The sequence below is a fragment of the Marinomonas sp. G8-14 genome, from assembly GCF_055808935.1.
The window spans coordinates 3,183,097-3,202,085 of the sequence record NZ_CM147891.1; the positions used below are offsets into that span (position 1 = coordinate 3,183,097).

General features: G+C 45.3%; 15 protein-coding genes and 3 pseudogenes. 4 read left to right on the forward strand and 14 right to left on the reverse strand.

Annotated elements, in window-relative coordinates:
• Positions 1 to 11: 11 nt before the first annotated feature.
• Together ribF and murJ are read right to left on the reverse strand one after the other, a co-directional pair.
• Complete coding sequence (gene ribF, locus AC0L6V_RS16265) at positions 12 to 947, reverse strand: bifunctional riboflavin kinase/FAD synthetase (RefSeq protein WP_111608661.1); 936 nt, start codon at positions 945 to 947, stop codon at positions 12 to 14.
• Between the two features lie 138 nt (positions 948 to 1,085).
• A complete protein-coding gene (gene murJ, locus AC0L6V_RS16270) occupies positions 1,086 to 2,654 on the reverse strand; it encodes a murein biosynthesis integral membrane protein MurJ (protein WP_265219439.1) in 1,569 nt (522 codons plus the stop codon).
• Positions 2,655 to 2,906: 252 nt separating this feature from the next.
• Between murJ and rpsT the strand changes: the two genes are divergently transcribed.
• Positions 2,907 to 3,170: a 30S ribosomal protein S20 gene (gene rpsT, locus AC0L6V_RS16275; RefSeq protein ID WP_111608659.1), complete on the forward strand. Its 264-nt coding sequence runs from the start codon at positions 2,907 to 2,909 to the stop codon at positions 3,168 to 3,170.
• A 105-nt stretch (positions 3,171 to 3,275) separates the two neighbouring features.
• On the opposite strand, the pseudogene AC0L6V_RS16280 reads toward rpsT, so the two are convergent.
• From AC0L6V_RS16280 to rplU, 5 genes and pseudogenes are all read right to left on the reverse strand, one after another.
• Positions 3,276 to 3,639 (reverse strand): annotated as a pseudogene (locus AC0L6V_RS16280) (diacylglycerol kinase).
• A gap of 12 nt (positions 3,640 to 3,651) precedes the next feature.
• On the reverse strand, positions 3,652 to 4,776 hold the full coding sequence (proB, locus tag AC0L6V_RS16285) for a glutamate 5-kinase (RefSeq protein WP_265219440.1): 1,125 nt from the start codon (positions 4,774 to 4,776) through the stop codon (positions 3,652 to 3,654).
• A gap of 26 nt (positions 4,777 to 4,802) precedes the next feature.
• Positions 4,803 to 5,993 carry an Obg family GTPase CgtA gene (gene cgtA, locus AC0L6V_RS16290; RefSeq protein ID WP_265219441.1) on the reverse strand — a complete coding sequence of 397 codons (1,191 nt, stop codon included), beginning with the start codon at positions 5,991 to 5,993 and terminating at the stop codon, positions 4,803 to 4,805.
• Between the two features lie 107 nt (positions 5,994 to 6,100).
• Positions 6,101 to 6,358: a 50S ribosomal protein L27 gene (gene rpmA, locus AC0L6V_RS16295; RefSeq protein WP_111608656.1), complete on the reverse strand. Its 258-nt coding sequence runs from the start codon at positions 6,356 to 6,358 to the stop codon at positions 6,101 to 6,103.
• A gap of 31 nt (positions 6,359 to 6,389) precedes the next feature.
• Entirely contained in the window at positions 6,390 to 6,698 is a 309-nt protein-coding gene (gene rplU, locus AC0L6V_RS16300; protein ID WP_111608655.1) for a 50S ribosomal protein L21, read from the reverse strand.
• Positions 6,699 to 6,979: 281 nt separating this feature from the next.
• Between rplU and AC0L6V_RS16305 the strand changes: the two are divergent.
• Positions 6,980 to 7,961 (forward strand): annotated as a pseudogene (locus AC0L6V_RS16305) (polyprenyl synthetase family protein).
• A gap of 78 nt (positions 7,962 to 8,039) precedes the next feature.
• On the opposite strand, the gene AC0L6V_RS16310 reads toward AC0L6V_RS16305, so the two are convergent.
• Positions 8,040 to 8,936 (reverse strand): alpha/beta hydrolase, encoded by an 897-nt coding sequence (locus AC0L6V_RS16310; RefSeq protein ID WP_265219445.1) that lies wholly within the window; start codon positions 8,934 to 8,936, stop codon positions 8,040 to 8,042.
• A 297-nt stretch (positions 8,937 to 9,233) separates the two neighbouring features.
• On the opposite strand from AC0L6V_RS16310, the gene fabA reads away from it, so the two are divergent.
• Both fabA and fabB read left to right on the forward strand, forming a co-directional pair.
• Positions 9,234 to 9,749 carry a bifunctional 3-hydroxydecanoyl-ACP dehydratase/trans-2-decenoyl-ACP isomerase gene (gene fabA / locus AC0L6V_RS16315; protein ID WP_265219446.1) on the forward strand — a complete coding sequence of 172 codons (516 nt, stop codon included), beginning with the start codon at positions 9,234 to 9,236 and terminating at the stop codon, positions 9,747 to 9,749.
• A gap of 26 nt (positions 9,750 to 9,775) precedes the next feature.
• Positions 9,776 to 10,990, forward strand: coding sequence for a beta-ketoacyl-ACP synthase I (fabB, locus tag AC0L6V_RS16320; RefSeq protein ID WP_265219447.1), 1,215 nt, complete (start codon positions 9,776 to 9,778; stop codon positions 10,988 to 10,990).
• A 73-nt stretch (positions 10,991 to 11,063) separates the two neighbouring features.
• Here the strand turns inward: fabB and AC0L6V_RS16325 are convergent, their stop codons facing one another.
• The 6 genes and pseudogenes from AC0L6V_RS16325 to AC0L6V_RS16350 form a co-directional block, all read right to left on the reverse strand.
• Complete coding sequence (locus tag AC0L6V_RS16325) at positions 11,064 to 11,834, reverse strand: lysophospholipid acyltransferase family protein (protein WP_265219449.1); 771 nt, start codon at positions 11,832 to 11,834, stop codon at positions 11,064 to 11,066.
• 3 nt (positions 11,835 to 11,837) lie between these two features.
• A complete protein-coding gene (locus tag AC0L6V_RS16330; RefSeq protein WP_409418793.1) occupies positions 11,838 to 12,944 on the reverse strand; it encodes a 1-acyl-sn-glycerol-3-phosphate acyltransferase in 1,107 nt (368 codons plus the stop codon).
• Positions 12,945 to 13,029: 85 nt separating this feature from the next.
• A pseudogene (locus AC0L6V_RS16335) lies at positions 13,030 to 15,958 on the reverse strand (insulinase family protein).
• Positions 15,959 to 16,126: 168 nt separating this feature from the next.
• Positions 16,127 to 16,708 (reverse strand): DNA endonuclease SmrA, encoded by a 582-nt coding sequence (gene smrA / locus AC0L6V_RS16340; protein WP_265219453.1) that lies wholly within the window; start codon positions 16,706 to 16,708, stop codon positions 16,127 to 16,129.
• Between the two features lie 126 nt (positions 16,709 to 16,834).
• The gene (ssb, locus tag AC0L6V_RS16345) at positions 16,835 to 17,572 is read right to left on the reverse strand and encodes a single-stranded DNA-binding protein (RefSeq protein WP_409418794.1); all 738 of its coding nucleotides are present in this window, start codon (positions 17,570 to 17,572) and stop codon (positions 16,835 to 16,837) included.
• 39 nt (positions 17,573 to 17,611) lie between these two features.
• On the reverse strand, positions 17,612 to 18,970 hold the full coding sequence (locus AC0L6V_RS16350; protein WP_265219455.1) for an MFS transporter: 1,359 nt from the start codon (positions 18,968 to 18,970) through the stop codon (positions 17,612 to 17,614).
• Between the last annotated feature and the right edge of the window lie 19 nt (positions 18,971 to 18,989).

Below are 18,989 nucleotides of genomic sequence, written 5' to 3' on the forward strand. Positions count from 1 at the left end.
CTCAAAGATCATCAGTTCACTGATTGGACAAAGAAACGTAACGCGGCCTCTTTATCACATTGAATTTGTTTTTCCAGCTCATCTAGGCCGGCCATTTTTCGCTCTGCCCTGATAAAATGACAGAAAGTTACCTGCACATATTGATCATACAGATCGCCATTAAAATCGAACAAATGCACTTCTAATATCGGCGTTTTTCCTTGAACGGTAGGACGCACACCAATATTAGCAACGCCATGATGGGAAACACCCTCAACCATAAAGGTCACAGCGTACACACCAGACAAGGCAGATTTAATACCTTTAAGATGCACATTAGCCGTTGGGAAACCCAGCTTGCGACCAAGCTGCTGACCATGTATTACCCGGCCGCTTAACGTGACCGAGTGTCCCATGTTCATTTGTGCGGCGGTTATATCACCGCGCTCTAGAGCATCCCTAACCAGAGTACTACTTACTCGCTCATTTAGAGCGTTTAACACTGACGGTGTATTTTCAACATCAAAACCGTGCTGACTGCCAAATTCTTGCAGATAATAAAAATCACCTTGTCGATCACAGCCAAAGCGAAAGTCATCCCCCACTACTAAATGCTTTACAGACAAACCATCCAGCAAAATTTGCTGGCAAAATGCCTGCGCATCTAATTGTTGCAGTTTCGGGTTGAACGGCATACAGAGCACATAATCAATCCCCTGCCCCTCTAACAACTTCACCTTATCACGCAAGCGACCGATGCGACCTGGCGCCGTATCCGGAGCAAAGAACTCTCTAGGCTGAGGCTCAAAAATCATAATCGCAGCAGGCGAATCGTATTGTTTAGCTAAGGCTTTAACGCGTGCCAATATCGCACCGTGACCTAAATGAACACCGTCAAAATTCCCTATCGTCAGCACGCATTCTTTATGCTTTGAACGGATATTATGAATACCGCGAATTAACTCCATAGAACCCCGTACAAAACAATTAAATCCAGCGTCGAAAAAATATCGTCGATTATATAGCAGTTAACCAGATGAAGGTAGGCCAGAACTTGAACAAGCTGTGCAAACCGATAATCAAGGCAAAAAACACACAAAGTATATCTAATGTTTTAAAATAGAAGGCCGCAATCCTACCGCCACCGCCACCAAAACGTAGACCAACACACCGCAAACAACCACCATCAAGGTACAACCCACCCGAGTCCAATCATCCATCTGTGTCCATTGCCAGCCTTGCTGTAAAAACAGATACAAACACGCACCCAGCGCCATGGTCGCACTCACTAAAATACGCAACAGCCGTCCCCATTGTGCCGAAAATACATGGAATTGCTGTTTATACAAACCACGCCACAACAAGAAAGCATTTAATCCGGCCGACAGACTCGTCGCCAATGCCAAGCCAACATGCCCAAGCGGCCACACTAAAATTAAGTTCAACACCATATTCGAAACCATAGCAATGATCCCAATACGCACTGGCGTTCTGGTGTCTTGCCTTGCGTAATAACCAGGCGCCAAGACCTTAATCAACATCATAAACACCAAACCCAATGAGTAAGCCTGCAGACTTTGCGCCGCCATCTGAACGTCGTTTACCGTTAACTCGCCTCGATAAAAAATTGTCGCTATTAAAGGTTCAGCCAACATAAATAAGGCAAGAGAAGACGGAATCGCAATCAGTAACAAAATTCGTAACGCCCAATCAAGCGTATCGGAAAACTTCGACGATTCACCACCCGCAAAACTACGCGACATGGAGGGCAAAATAACAGTGCTAATAGCAATAGCAAAAATACCCAACGGCAATTCATATAACCGATCAGACAGGTACAGCCAAGTAATGCTGCCCGTCTGTAAAAAAGACGCCAGCACCGTATCCAACAATAAATTAATTTGACTCACAGACACGCCAAATAAAGCAGGCCCCATCAAAAGCAGAATACGCTTTACTCCAGGATGACCAAAGCCCAATGTCGGCATAGGCAGCAACTTAAGTCTTGCCAAAAAGGGTATTTGGAACATTAGCTGTATCAAACCAGCAAAAAACACACCCCAAGCAACAGCTGTCTCAGCCTGAGCAGCCGAACGAGCAAAAAACATAGTCGCCACAATCAGCGAGATATTCAAGAAAATTGGTGTAATCGCGGGTACCGCATACTCACCATGGGCGTTTAAAATACCACCAGCCAATGCCGTCAAAGAAATAAACAATAAATACGGGAATGTGATCACCAATAAATCTGACGCTAGAGATAATTGACCATCATCTCCCGCAAAACCCGGTGCAAAAATATACACAACCCATGGCGCGCAAACCATAAACAACACAGTCACACACAACAAAACCAAAGCAAGAGAACCGCTTACCGCAGCCACTAAGGCACGAACTTCATCTTGTCCTTCCTTTACTCGATAATCACTCAAAACTGGCACAAAAGCTTGAGCAAAAGCCCCTTCGGCAAATAGCCGACGAAAAAAGTTAGGAATTTTAAACGCCACATAAAATGCGTCCGCACTACCACTCGCCCCCAAAACAAAAGCCAAAGCCGCATCCCTCACCAAACCAAGAATACGAGAAAGAAACGTACAAATAGAAACCAACACACCAGAACGCAATAAAGACAAAGACTTAGAGTCTTTGTTAGAAACAGATTTTTTCTTAGACATAGGTATTTTCTTTTACAACATCGAAAGAGGCGACACAAACAAGACCCAGATACGCAAAGAATAACACCAGCCACTAGCCAAGCGCAGCCAAATATATAAGCTCATTTGATTAAATTTTGTATAATAGGGTTGTGGCAGCGCTAAAAACTGGTAAAATCCGCCGCGAGATTTCAAAGTTAAAACTTGACATTAATTTCATGACACAGCAGAGTGCTGTGTCATTACTTATTCCAAAATTAAAGGAGCCAGACCGTGGCAAATTCCGCCGGTTCAAAAAAACGCGCGCGCCAAGCAATCAAAAGCCGCGCTCACAATGGTAGCCTTCGTTCAATGGTTCGCACATACTTGAAAAAAGTAGATGCAGCTATCGAAGCAGGCAATCAAGCTGACGCACAAGCAGCTTACGTTCTAGCAACTTCTAAGCTAGACAAAGCCGCTGACAAAGGCCTATATCACAAAAACAAAGCAGCTCGTCATAAGAGCCGCTTGAGTGCTAAAATCAAAGCACTGGCCTAATACCTATAAAAAAACCGGCAATTGCCGGTTTTTTTATGTCTACTCTTTATTTCTTTGCTTTAGAAGCACTCACACTCCTAATCAGCACAACACTTTAAAGCAACCTCAACCAAACAACACCACCAACCAGACCACAGCCGCTAAGACCAACGCCAGCATAACCGCCGCCGATCCCAGATCTTTCGCGCGACCAGACAACTCATGATGCTCACTACTAATTCGGTCAACCACCGCCTCGACACTAGAATTAAGAGTCTCAACGATCAACACCAGACCCACCGAAAAAATCAGCACAGCACGCTCAAGCCCAGTATCACCAAGCCAGATAGCAAAAGGTAAAGATATTAAAAACAAAATCGCCTCTTGACGGAACGCCGCTTCATGCTTCCATTGAGCCTCGCAAACCTTGATAGGAATATTTCGAAGCACTCAATACACGATCTAAACCCACTTTACCTGGCTTTGCCATGACAACCTCTTTTTAAATAATAACCAAATCATCACGGTGAATAAGCTCTGGCTCACCTTTGTAACCCAAAATCTCACCAATGCTAGACGAAGGCTGACCAAGCAATTTCAAAGTTTCCGCCACACTGTAGTTTACTAAACCACGCGCCACCAGACCACCATGCAGATCCACACAAATGACCATATCACCACGCGAAAAAGTGCCCTGCGCGTCTTTCACACCAACCGATAGTAAACTCGTACCACCTTGACGCAAAGCCTTCACCGCACCATCATCTAAAATCAATGCGCCACGACTCTTCAGATGTCCAGCCAACCACTGCTTACGCGCCGCCACTCGACCATGTTCCGGTTGCAGCCACGTTCCCAGCATTTCGCCCGAAGCCGCTCGTACAATCACATCTTTCTCACGTCCTGAGGCAATCAGGGTATCAGCACCGGAACGCGCCGCCAAACGCGCCGCCCGCACCTTAGTAAGCATCCCCCCACTACCCAACACACCAGCACCACCACTGGCCATCGACTCCAAACGATCGTCCGAAGCAGAAATATGCGAGATTAATGTTGCATCTTGATGATCGCGTGGATTTTTATTAAACAATCCCTGCTGATCCGTCAAAATAATCAGCACATCGGCTTCGATCAGGTTAGCCACCAGAGCCCCTAAAGTGTCGTTATCACCAAAACGAATCTCATCGGTTACAACGGTGTCATTTTCGTTGATTATGGGTACAACACCGAAGCCAAGCAAAGTCCGCAATGAAGAACGCGCGTTTAAATAGCGTCGGCGATTGGATAAATCATCATGGGTCAATAAAATCTGCGCCGTGCATAATCCATGCTTCTCAAAGTGAGACTCATAGACGCCTACTAATTCCATTTGACCAACGGCAGCCGCCGCCTGCAATTCATTAACCTGCGTGGGGCGAGAAGAAAAACCAAGGCGCTTCATACCGGCCGCAATAGAGCCAGAAGACACTAAAACAACTTCCTTACCTTGTGATCGTAATTGCGCAATTTGAGCAACCCACAGACCAATTCGAGCGACGTCCAATCCTTGACCATCGTTTGTCAATAAAGCACTGCCTATCTTGACAACGACACGCTGCGCCTTTGCTATTTTTTCTCGCATTTCCATGATACTACTTATTCCCACCAATCAGATTAGCTAACGTATTCCACTTCCACATCGTAATCATCTTCATCAAAATCGTCATCATCAAGCAATAAACCCGCTTTACGACGTTTTTCACGCAACGACATGATACGACTGCGACCTTCTTCATCAATCAAGGTACGCATGGCTTTTTCTTTTTCACGGGCTTCTGCACTTTCCGCCAACAACTCACGTTTTTCATCCAGCGCCGTCATCAAATCCAAACACAAAACTTCTGTACCTTCACCAGATATCGCAGAGATTCGGTAAGCCTTACCTTGCCATCCAAGCGCATCAATCACGCTCTGACAACGTTCTTCCAACTCATCTTCTGGCACCATGTCGGTCTTATTCAAAACCAACCAACGATCACGCTCTGCCAAAGCTGGACTGAACTGATGTAGTTCATTTACCGCAATGACTGCCGCTTCCGCTGGGGTAATTTCATCCCAAGGCGCCAAATCGACGATGTGCAACAAAATACGGTTACGCACCAAGTGCTTCAAGAAACGAATACCAAGACCCGCACCCTCAGACGCCCCCTCGATGATTCCTGGGATATCAGCGATTACAAAGCTTTGATGCTTCTTAACTTTCACTACGCCAAGGTTTGGCACTAAGGTAGTGAACGGATAATCTGCCACCTTTGGCTTAGCAGAAGACACCGCACGAATAAACGTCGATTTGCCCGCATTGGGAAGACCAAGCAAGCCCACGTCCGCCAACACTTTCATTTCCAGCTTCAGCGTACGCTCTTCACCTATCGTACCTTTTGTGGTCTGTCTCGGAGCACGGTTAGTACTGGATTTGAATCGAGTATTCCCCAAACCATGATGACCACCCTGAGCAACTTTCAACTTCTGCCCATCACGAACAAGGTCACCCAGCGTCTCGCCAGTATCCTCGTCAATAACCGTCGTACCGATAGGCACCTTAATTTCAAGATCAGCACCTTTCGCGCCAGTCATATCGCGACCTTGACCACTCTCTCCGCTTTCAGCAATGTATTTCTTGGTAAAACGAAAATCGATCAGAGTATTTAAGGCTTCATCAGCAACCAGTATTACACTGCCGCCATTACCGCCATCACCCCCATCAGGACCGCCCTTTGCCACAAACTTTTCGCGCCAAAAGCTCAAACAACCATTACCGCCTTTACCTGCTCTTACATAGATACTGGCTTCATCAACAAATTTCACAGATACACCTCGTCGGTGGATTATCAGAATCAACAAACGCTGATTATAGAATTCTTCCAAAAAAAGCCCCGCGTCGCGGAGCTTTTTTTAAGTTTTTCAGTAAGCAATTAAGCCGCTACGACAGAAACTGTACGACGCTTTAACTTACCTTTCACTTCAAACTTCACTTGGCCTTCAGCAACAGCGAACAAAGTGTGATCTTTACCAATTTGAACACCAACACCAGGGTGGAACTGAGTACCACGCTGACGAACAAGGATGTTACCTGGGATCACAACTTGACCACCAAAACGTTTGACACCTAATCGTTTCGACTCGGAATCGCGACCGTTACGAGTACTACCACCCGCCTTTTTATGAGCCATGACTTACTCCTTAAATTTGAATAGTTAGCGCTTAGTTAATGCCAGTAATTTTCACTTCCGTGAACCACTGACGATGACCCATACGCTTCATAGAGTGCTTACGACGACGGAATTTCAAAATTTTCACTTTGTCTCCGCGACCATGAGCAACAACCTCAGCTGTTACTTTAGCGCCTTCTACAACTGGTGCACCAACTTTAATGTCGTCGCCATTGCATACAAGAAGAACGTCATCGAATTGAATCGCGCCACCTTCTTCAACAGCTAATTTCTCAACCTTAAGGGTTTGGCCTTCTTCTACACGGTATTGCTTACCGCCAGTTTTGATCACTGCAAACATGTTCTTCTCCAATAAGATTTACCCGGCTACTGAAATTAAATTTGACCTACTTCTAGTGGCAAAAACCTCTGACCAAATTGGACAAAAATCGCTAACCATATGATAGGGAGCAAAATGTGGGTAAATCGGACGCAAGATTGTACAAAATCACACCACCTAATACAAGCTAAAAGCAATCTCTTTATACATTTTTCGCAATGTGGGTTGACCCTGACACAAGCCTTACCTAGCATGAGGCACACTTGCTGATCAGCTTGAGATTATTTAGCTTCGGAAATTGCATGCAACCTATACAAATACATGATGTTGTGGCCAATGAATTTGGCCAAGTGAACGATTATATTGTGTCACAACTTAGCAGTGACATCCCACTCATAGAGCAAATCGGCTACTACATCATTAGTAATGGTGGAAAGCGGCTCAGGCCACTATTGGTATTATTAGCGGCAAAAGCGAGTGCTGAACTCGACGCAACCAAACTCGAACAAGCCATTCAAATGGCAACGATCATTGAATTTATCCACACATCAACTCTATTACACGATGATGTCGTCGATGAATCCGATATGCGCCGTGGCAAAAAAACCGCCAATGAAGAATGGGGCAATGCGCCCAGTGTACTCGTCGGTGACTTTCTCTATTCTCGCGCTTTTCAAATAATGGTGGATGTTGGCAGCATGCAGTGCATGAGTATTTTAGCCAAAACAACCAATATTATTGCCGAAGGCGAAGTGCAACAACTCATCAACTGTGGCGACCCAGATACGACAGAAGCCAGCTATCTGAAAGTCATTCAATACAAAACAGCAAAGCTGTTTGAAGGTGCCGCACTCTGTGGTGCTGTCATTGCTGGCGCAAGCGCGGCGCATCAAGAAGCATTGAGACAGTTTGGGATGTATGTTGGTACCGCTTTCCAGCTCATTGATGATGTGATGGATTACACTAGCACAGCGGAAGAAATGGGCAAAAGTGTTGGCGACGATCTTGCTGAAGGCAAGCCCACCTTACCACTTATTTTCACCATGAAGCACGGTCCAAAAGATGCCGTCGAGCGTGTAAAACAAGCCATCCTCACAGGTGGAGCTCGACCAACTAGACGCCATTATCAATGATGTACAAAGTTGTGGAGCCATTCAATATACGCAGAAAAAAGCCCAAGAGCAGGCCGATCTCGCCATTGAAGCCATTGCACCATTACCAGAATCTGATTACAAAAAGGCGCTTATCGCACTAGCGAACGCCTCAGTAAAACGCCGTAACTAGCGAACGATAGGTAAGCACATTACTCAAGCCAAACACAGATGATACAAATATGTGTTTGGCTTTCTCCATGCGACGCACCTATACCGTTTTATTCAACACATCCATGACAACCTGAGCAGACATAGAAGAATCCTGCTGCATGAAGCAATGACCGCCCTCGACCTCGATCACGTTAATGTTTGGATTTAACCTTGCCGCCAATTGATAAGCCTCTTTGAAATACCCAAAGGTATCCTTACCTTGAATAATATAAGTCGGCACAGATATGTTCGATATGGCGCGCCACAGACCTGTAGGATAGCTTGAGAAAATAGCTGCCTCCATCCACGACGGACAACCCAGTTGATAATGCCCTTTTTCATCACACTTAATTGAAGAGTCTATATAGTCTTCAAGGCAACTCGACTCCCAACCCTTAAATGTCCCTCTTTCATAAAAACTGCTCTTCACTTGAGCAAAGCTTTCCCATTGCGTACGTCGTCGCTTGGCCTGCTTAGCTAATGGAATCTGACTCTTTAAACCTGCCAACTTAACACCACGCATCATCCAAATTAGACGCGGAGGAAAAAGTGCGGGATCCAACAGTACCAAACGATCAAAAAGGGCAGAATCCTGCACCCCCATCAATGCGGTCATACAACCACCAAAACTATGCCCCATTCCAATCAATTCGTTTTTTGGTAAGACAACACGTTGCGCCTTGAGAGACTCGACAAACCGAGAAGCGGTAGCGTTCCAACCAATAAAGGATTTTCCTGGCGTTGATTCACCATGACCTGCAGCGTCTTGCATAATCAAATTAAACCCCGTCATCTTTTCTAAAAAGCATAAATAGGTTTTCACCGAAAAACCGTTGCCGTGAAGAAAATGAATGGTTGGCTGGTGCGCCTCTATTTTTCCGAGGTATCCTTGAATATAGCCATCATCAACCTTGTACTGCCACGCAGACAAATTTCGCTTTCTTTTTGAACTCATAAGGACATCCAACACAATCAAGACATCGTAAAAAAACATCTTAGCAGAAAAAATCATCGCAAATGACACTAACAAATCGAGGCAAAAACCACCCTTATCTCCAATCTCCCCGCTCAAACACGACAAACAACGTAAAAATGATCACTTTTCATGCAGGTAATTTGGTTTTTTTCCGTTCAAACATTCATATTAGGGTTTCAAACCGATATAATCAGTTGGATTTTCTACTGCAAACTGGACCACGACAATCCGCCAGACTATTTTAAGTCATCGGCTGGATGTGGATATAGGACTATAATGACTACAGCTTCATCTTTTGAAAAAGACGAACTATTAAAATGCGGCCACGGTGAAATGTTTGGTGCAGGCAATGCCCAACTTCCTGTTGGCAATATGCTAATGATGGATCGCATTACTCACATCTCGACTGAAGGCGGGGAACACGGCAAAGGCGAAATTATTGCTGAGCTAGACATACATCCTGACCTGTGGTTTTTTGCCTGTCACTTCCCTGGCGATCCAGTTATGCCTGGCTGCCTAGGCTTAGATGCGATGTGGCAGCTAGTAGGATTTTTTCTTGGCTGGAAAGGCAACAAAGGCCGCGGACGCGCATTAGGCTCTGGTGAAGTGAAATTCACTGGACAAATTCTTCCTACCGCGAAAAAAGTTACTTTTCATATCAGCTTGAAACGCGTTATTGAGCGCAAGTTGGTAATGGGAATTGCAGACGGAAGTGTGAAAGTTGATGGCCGTGAAATTTACACCGCAAAAGACTTGCGTGTAGGCTTATTCACTTCAACTGATAACTTCTAAAGATTAAGAATGAAAGAGGCACATTTATGCGTCGTGTAGTAGTAACAGGTCTTGGCATTGTCAGCTGCCTAGGCAATGACAAAGAGAGCGTTCTAAACTCCTTACGTGAAGGTCAGTCAGGTATTCGTTTCGCTGAAGACTATAAAGAACATGGCTTTCGTAGCCACGTTTGTGGTCGTATTGATTTAGATGCAGAAAGTATTGATCGCAAAATTCGTCGCTTCATGGGCGATGCGGCAACCTATGCTTATGTCTCCATGCAACAAGCCATTCTTGACGCTGGCTTAACCGAAGACCAAGTATCCAATATTCGCACAGGTCTAGTCGCGGGATCTGGCGGCGCATCGGCCAAAAACCTAGTTGACTCTGCAGACACACTACGTGAAAAAGGCGTTAAACGCGTTGGTCCATACCGCGTCACTCAAACCATGGGCAGTACCGTTTCTGCTTGTTTGGCGACACCGTTCAAAATCAAAGGTGTTAACTACTCTATCACCTCTGCTTGTTCTACCAGTGCGCACTGCATTGGCAACGCCATGGAACTTATCCAGTTAGGCAAACAAGATATCGTTTTTGCCGGTGGTGGTGAAGAAGAAAGCTGGACTCAAACTTGTATGTTTGATGCGATGGGCGCGTTGTCTTCTAAATATAATGACACCCCTGAGAAAGCATCTCGTGCTTATGATGCAAACCGTGACGGTTTTGTTATCGCTGGCGGCGGTGGCATGCTGGTGATCGAAGAATTAGAGCATGCAAAAGCTCGTGGCGCCAAAATCTATGCTGAACTAGTTGGTTACGGTGCCACCTCTGATGGTTATGACATGGTAGCCCCTTCTGGTGAAGGCGCTGTGCGTTGTATGCAGATGGCAATGAGTACGATTGATGGCAACATTGACTACATCAACACTCATGGTACTAGTACGCCTGCTGGCGACATGAAAGAGCTTCAAGCGGTTAATGAAACATTTGGCGACAAAATTCCATTAATTAGCTCGACAAAATCGCTATCTGGCCACTCTTTGGGGGCTGCTGGCGTTCACGAAGCCATCTACTGCTTGCTAATGATGGAAAACGATTTCATCGCAGCATCAGCAAACATTGACGAGCTTGATCCAGCGGCAGGTAACATTCCAGTCGTTACGACTCGCAAAGACAATGCTAACTTGAACATGATTATGTCTAATAGTTTCGGATTCGGCGGCACCAACGCCAGCTTAGTATTCAAAAAATACACAGCATAAATAATCTTGAGCAACAAAAAAGCCGCATCATTGATGCGGCTTTTTTATGCCTTCAATTTAACATGCGATTTAGCTAAAACAGAAAGTCATTTCCTTTCGGAAGTTTCGCCATTTCAGCTCGCATCCAAACATCCATTTCTTCATGTAATGCAGAGGTTTTCTTGCCTTCAGACTCAATAATCGGCCCAATAACCACCCTAATGGATCCTGGGAACTTACGCCAACGCTTACCAGGCCAAGTATAACCAGCATTGTGTACCACAGGCAGAATGGGCACACCTGCCGACGTTGCCAACATAGCTGCCCCCTTATTAAAAGGCTGCTCTTCATTCGGTGCGATTCGCGTTCCTTCCGGAAAAATCAATACAGAACGGCCATCGTCTAAACGCTCTTTACCCTGACTGATTATTTGCTTCAACGCATTGGTACGCTGTGAACGATCGATGGCAATTGGCTGCACCATCCTCAACCCCCAGCCAAAGAAAGGCACTGACAACAACTCTTTCTTTAACACCGTTGAAACCGGTGCCATAAGCACCTGCAGAACATAGGTTTCCCATTCACTTTGATGGTTCGCTACCAACACAACAGGACGGCTTTTATTGATATGCTCTAAACCAATAATCTCGACTTTTACACCACAAAACACACGAAAAACAAACAACAAACCTTTATTGTGCAAGTTCAAAACAGGTTGACGATAGTTTTTTGGCAATAAAATCGTCGCAAATGGCGCAAGTACACCAAATATAATGGTGGATACCATGTAATAAATGGAGAATATTGTTGAGCCGACCCAAGATCGTAAAAACGCCCCTACATTCATTAACCGATTACTCCCCATAACCTATTCATTAAGATATTTTTGTTGCTGCTTCAATGGATTTGCATACATTGCCAACACAGTGTCTTTTAGATTGTCAGGACAGCGCTCAAGATAATTCGAAAATGCACTGTCACTTGAAGGCAAGCCTTGCTGCAAAGCAAACGCTGCTCTATTAGTAGACTGAATCGCATAATTGGTAATGATTTGACGGTCGACTTCCGCAACAAATTCTTCTGGCGTCTCAAAGCCCTCTTTGATGACATCACCAAAAGTAACCACCACTTTGCCCTTTTGACCGACGATGCCATTTTTAATGCTGTCTATGTCTTCAAACTCAGCTTTTTCATAAGAGCCCGTTGTCGATTTTTGATGCAATTCACGCGCTTTATCAAAGGCACATGGATCGTATTCATAAGCAATAGAAACAGGTACAATTTTCAAATTCGCCATAGCGTCAGAAAAAGGGATCTTTTCTTTTTTCTGGCTCATAAAGAACATCTTAATAATCGCAGGATCAGTCTGATCCAAGCCATCTTTGGCACGCCCCTCTTTTTGAGCAATCCAAATGTTAGCCTGATCTTTCATGAGCGAATCAGAAATATAAGCAGACAACTGCCCAAAGGCCGCCATCATTTCCCGAATACCATTCGCGGAACGTTTTACGATAAAACTCTTATTTAAGCGCATCAAATCAGACACAAATGGGCGACGCAATAGGTTATCACCAATGGCAATACGCACCGTATCCAATCCCGCTAAGTACAGACCATAGTTAACAAAAGCAGGGTCCATCGCGATGTCTCTATGATTCGACAAGAATAAATAGCCGACACCCTTTTCTAACTTTTCGATACCACGATACTCAACATTCGTTGTCGTGGTTTTTATCATACGCTCCATATAGCTTGCGACGCGCATTTGAAACGCATGAACATTTGATATATTGGCAATTTGGCGTTTTAACGCTAATTTAACGCAGAACGCCAATGGCGCTCGTAAAAACTTAGGCCATTGCGCGAAACGAAAACCAATAATTGTATTTATAAAATCTGGTGTTTCGACCAAATTGTTCAACACCTCGGCGACCTCATCGTCGTTGTAGGGGCGTATATCGTGAAACTGATCCATTTAATTTTCCGTCAGTAAAACTGTTTTGTTTTTTTGTTATCAAATGAGACCTGCGCGCAACGAGCACGCACAGGTCTCAATATTTTTAAAGGGTTTGAATTTCAAAGCCCAATGCTTCTAGCTCTCCACGCTTCGACGTTGAGGTCACCACAGCAATATTTTCATTCTCTTTCGTTAAGTATGTTTTAGCAACCTGTCTCAACTGCTCAATCGTTACCGCCAAAATTTTAGCGCGGAACGCTTCTCGATAAGCCAAACTACGACCATGCAGATGTACATAGAAATCGCTTTGCGCCTCTCCTGCTGGTGAACTTGGCTTATCCATGGAGCCAATCACGCCCAAAATGGCTTCTTCCAACGCCTCTTCAGTATGCGTTTCGTTTAACATCCATTCAATAGAAGCATCGAAGTCAGACAAGGTTTCTGTCAAACGAGGATCACGATAAGAGTAAAAACGGAACGACCCTGTGCTGCCATCAAATGTTGCACCACCGCCGTAAGCACCACCCTGTTCACGGATTGCACGGTGCAAAAAGCCATTGCGCAAAAAACCACCCAACACGGTCAAAGCCGCTACATCAGGGTGATCTCCGTACGCAGTACGGAACGCTTTACTACAAAAACTCACCTGAGTTGATGTCAGCCAAGCGACATTTACTTTAGCGTCAACAGATGGCATAGCGAACTTAGTCTGTACACGACCAGCAGGCAAGTCAGCAAAAACTGACTGCACCTCTTGCAATACATTGGCCTCATGCTGGGGTTCTGCTACCAATAAAAGCTGCTTATTTGCTTGCAACAATTTTTCATGCAAACGCTTAAAAATAGCTAAAATATTGTCCGCTGTTTTGCCATCCGCTTTTATCGCATCATCCAACACAATCGCAGCACGAATGCCTGACATACCACTCCATTTTTCCTGTTGTGCCGCCAAACCAGAGATTGCACTAGACGCCGCTGTCATCGCAAGCGAATGACCTTGACCTGTGATCGACTGTTCACGACGAGCACGACGTTGCGCCATCAGCTCTTTTACTCGACTGGCTTCATCAAAGCGCACATTAAGCATAGTGTCTTTCAACAACTCGCTCATGGCTTTCACATTTGGCACCAAGGCTTTGGATGACAAAATAAAATAGCCATTTAATACTTGGCGATCTTCAATCGTCGCACGAATAGAATTAGATGCTCCCAGACCACCACAGACCTGAGCTTGGCGTTCTTGAACAGCAAGATAGTCTGCCTCACCAATCCCCAGCTCCGTCATCATCGAAGAAAACAAAGGCAAATGCTCAGTTTCTTCCTCATCTAATTCAGGAAGATCTATAACCAGTTGCTGGTAAACCAAACCATTTGTACCTTGTGGATAAAAGGTAATTGGCAACTCACCCGCCACTTTGTCATTTTCATATTCTGGTAAACGTGCTGGAACATCTTCCAAGCCTACTTTCGGCAGAATACTCATGTCATCCACTTGCGATTGACGCGCTTTCAATGCAGCACTACGAGCAATAATCTGCTGTTTTTCAGCATCCGACAAGGCGGCTTTTATTTTACTAAGACGGTCTTTTTCCGCCTGATTGCGACGTGCTTCAAGCGCATCATCAGGGCTTAACGTTAACGTCACTCGGTGCGCATTCGCTAGCAGCAAGCTCTTGATCAAATTCGGAATATATTGTTGATCCTGTACTTTTTCACGCATCGCATTGATAACAGGATCAAGATCAAGCTGAGCAATCACATCACCGGCATGCACGGCCGTCGACAAACCAGCCAATATTAATTGCAAGCCATAAGGATAGCTGCCACCGCCGATCTCGCGCTGACTTAACTCTAATTGATGCAGCATGGCATCCACCATGTCTTGTGGCACGCCTTTTTCGGCAATGCTCTCTAATGTCGACAAGACTAACGCCTCTACCTTTGGTGCATCTTCTCGTTTGACGCCTTCCAAACCACACATGAAGCTCATTTCTTTATTGCTGTCTTCAAGTCCACACATTGGTGAGGGTGCACGGCCAAGGTCGCTGTTCTCCAATACGCGCAATAAAGGCGACGCGCTGTTGTCCAGCAAAACACTAGACAGCAATTGCGCTTCAAACTGTTGGTTTAAATCTGTGCTCTCACCCAATAACCAGCCCACTACCACATGACTGCCATCTTCTTTCACTTCGTCAGCCGCATAACCTTCTTCCACGCGCACAGGCGAGAAGTAACGTTTGGCATTCGGTACGCTCACTTGATCTTCAACTGGCAAGCGCTCAAAACGGCTCAATACTTTCGCTTCAAATTCCGCCTGTAATGTTTCAGCCGGAATATCGCCAAAGGTCATAAATACAGCATTAGAAGGATGATAATGAGTACGATAAAATGCCAGTAGATCCTGGTAGGACAAATCTGGAATGTCTGTTGGCTCACCACCAGAATTAAAGTGATAAGTATTATTTGGGAACAAATATTTGGTGAGCGTTTGCCACAACACGGACGTGGTGGAGTCTCATTGCCCCTTTCATTTCATTGAATACCACACCCTTAAAGGTCAAATCTGACTCGGCATTGTCAGGCTCAGCAAACTCTAAACGATGGCCTTCTTGTGAAAAGTCCAACTCATCTAGACGCGAAAAAAACACCGCATCTAAGTACACATCTAAAAGATTGTGAAAGTCTTTTTTATTCTTGCTAGCAAACGGATAAGCCGTCCAGTCTGAAGAAGTAAACGCGTTCATAAAGGTGTTTAACGAACGGCGAATCATCATAAAAAACGGATCACGTACTGGGAATCGCTCAGAACCACATAATACGGTGTGTTCAAGAATATGCGCCACACCACAAGAATCCGTCGGAACGGTTTTTAAACCCACTAAAAAAACATTTTCGTCATTCTCAGACGCGATATGAAAATGCTTAGCACCCGTTACGGCGTGCTCAAACTCTTGAACGGTAACGTTAAGAGCATCGATATATTCACTGCGAAGAAACGTAAACGCAGGATGGTGCGCGGTGCTATTTGCCATTCTCTACCTCGATAGAATTAGAATACGATCATTACAATGTTTTGGGGCAGCTTGGGTACACTCAAGACAACATAAGTCCAAGACAGCAAAGTGGCGGGATTATAGCAAAAATATGGCTTTTACTGCACGAACTAACGTAGACACTCCCATTTCAAACCACACAACGCATCAACGCTTTTGGTGTTTTTCCCAATCATCTAAACGCGCTTTTTCTGTTTTTTTAAACAATACATACACGGCTCCCAAACCACCATGATGCCGCTGTGCACTATGAAAGGCCATCACAGCGTCCAACTCTCTGAGCCATTTATTGATATGACTTTTGATCATCGCTTGGCTATCTGGGTCCGGCGTGCGATCCCCCTTACCATGCACTATGATAGCGACGCGGATATCATGACGCATACAATCATCTGTAAATTGATAGACGTGCTCCCGCGCCTGAGCCACCGTATGACGATGCAAGTCTAAACGCGCCTCAATACCATACTTGCCCTGCCTAAGACGCTTAAACACCCCGTCTTGAACACCAGAGCGCTTATACTCAAGCACATCATTAGGCTCCACTTTCTCCACATAATCTTGCGACAAGTGATTCCGGTCCGCCTCCTTCGCAATCAACGCCGCTTTTTGGCGAGCAGCAAAGTCGACCATGGGGCCTTTTTTGCCTAGATATACTTCGCTTTTTTCAAGCGGCTTAATACCCGCCACTTCTTGAGCAAACAAAGACGTTTCATCTTCGTCGTTCACAGTAAACACCTCTTTGATTCACTCATTCGATATAGCAAACCATTATATAACAACAAAGGCCCCTAAAGAGGAGCCTTTATTACATCAACCTAGATCACAAAGACCTTCTGATATCTCTAGTAACCGTTAAAACGGAATATCATCGTCGAAGTCATCAAAGTTCGGTGCCTGCTGAGGTTTTGGCTCAGGGGCACGCTGTGGCGCTGGCTGCTGTGGTGCACGATGTTGCGGTGCAGCTTGAGCGGGCGCTTGCTGTGGCGCATTGCCCCAGCTACCAAAAGATTGTGGTTGTGCTTGTGGCGCCGCTGGTTGATGCACGGGTTGTTGTGGTGCTTGACCATAACCACCTTGAGGCTGATTAAACCCGCCTTGAGGTGTGTGCTGTTGTGGCGCCTGATGCGCAGGCGCTTGACCGTAGCCGCCTTGTTGTGGTGCGGCAGATTGTTGTGGAGCACTGCCATAACCGCCACCACCTTGCATAGAGTCGTAGCCACCACTTTGCTGTCCAGCACCATCGCCACGGCCGTCTAGCAATTGCATTTCATTCGCAACGATCTCAGTGGTGTAGCGCTTAATGCCATCTTTTTCCCACTCACGAGTACGCAACGAACCTTCAACGTATACCTTAGAGCCCTTTTTAATAAAATCGCCTGCAATTTGACCAAGACGGAAGTTACCACGATCCATAAAAGACACTCGATGCCATTCGGTACGCTCTTGCATTTGACCGGTCTGCTTATCACGCCAGCTCTCTGTTGTTGCCAAGTTAACGTTTGCAACGGCGGCGCCAGATGGCATAAAACGCACTTCGGCATCATTGCCTGCGTTACCGATCAAGATTACTTTGTTTATTCCACGTGCCATGACGTTTTTCTCCAACTAAAATATAGAATAGTGTTTTACTTAAAGGCTTACTTGTGGCGCCAGACGCACCAAAGCCTCTTTGTCTAATACCTTCTTATCAACTTTCAGATAAGCCGTTTGCTCATCTTTAAAAATTTGCATACCTTCCACTCCTTGGATTTCAGCAAGTTGATCCGCCAACTTCGTTATTTCTTCATCTGTCATATTGGGCAAGCTAAACGCCAAACTACTCAATTGACGCGGCGCAGGCTGAACGGCACAAACAAGCGACCAGGCCAAAAACACCACCCCAACTACCCAAAAGACACCGCTATTCGAGTGATTCTGAAGCAGCCAACCGCCGCAAACACCACCCAAAAATGAACCCATAAATTGATGGGTAGAAAACACACCCATTGCCGTACCGCGATAACCGACTGGTGCCAACTTACTAAGAAGTGAGGGCAGCACGGCCTCTAATGAGTTAAAGCCGACAAAATAAACCCACAGTAAAAGCCCAAAGAGCCATAAATAGGGCGCCCATTGCAATAATATCGAACTTAAACCCAACAACAACATCACGGCAATCAAGATCGCTTTTGTCTTACCTTTTGATTCAGCGATAATCACCAATGGTAACATACCTGCGAAGGCAAAACCCATGATGGCTAAGTATAGCCAGCTATGTTGTGACAAGGGCAATCCAAACTGCTGAATCAATAAGTTCGGCACAGTAACAAACAATGCCGTCAAACTTGCGTGAAGTAATAAAACACTCACATTTAAGAAGCGTAATTTTGCATCTTTTAGTACCAAACCTAATGCCTGAAGACTAGGGGTGGTGTCCCGTCGAAAAGTATGTTGAACGATATTCGGCACAGCAAAAACGATCAAGGCTATACCCAGTAAAGAGAGTGCAAAGGATAAATAAAATAAACCTGAAAGTCCGACCAAAGCAAAAATCCAAGGCCCTAAAACCAAAGACAACATAAACGAAGCACCGATACTGATACCAACGATGGCCATCGCCTTCGTCCGATTTTGCTCTCTTGTCACATCACTGAGTAATGCCATTAAGGTGCTAGCAATCGCGCCGGCACCCTGAATAGCCCGTCCGACTATCAAGGTATTGATGTCGTTGGCATTGGCACAAATCAAACTCCCTACAGCAAACAATAGGAGTCCGATGATAATGACGCGTTTACGGCCAATCTTGTCAGACCACATACCCATCGGGATTTGCAGACTCGCTTGAGTCAGACCATAAATACCAATGGCAGTCCCAATTAAGGCAGCATCCGCACCAGTCAGCCCATCAGCGGCGACACTGATCACGGGCATAATGAGAAACAAGCCCAACATTCTGAACAAATAAATCAGCGCTAAAGCAAGAACTGAACGACGTTCGAGTAGATCCATAAAGTGGTTTAAACCGTTT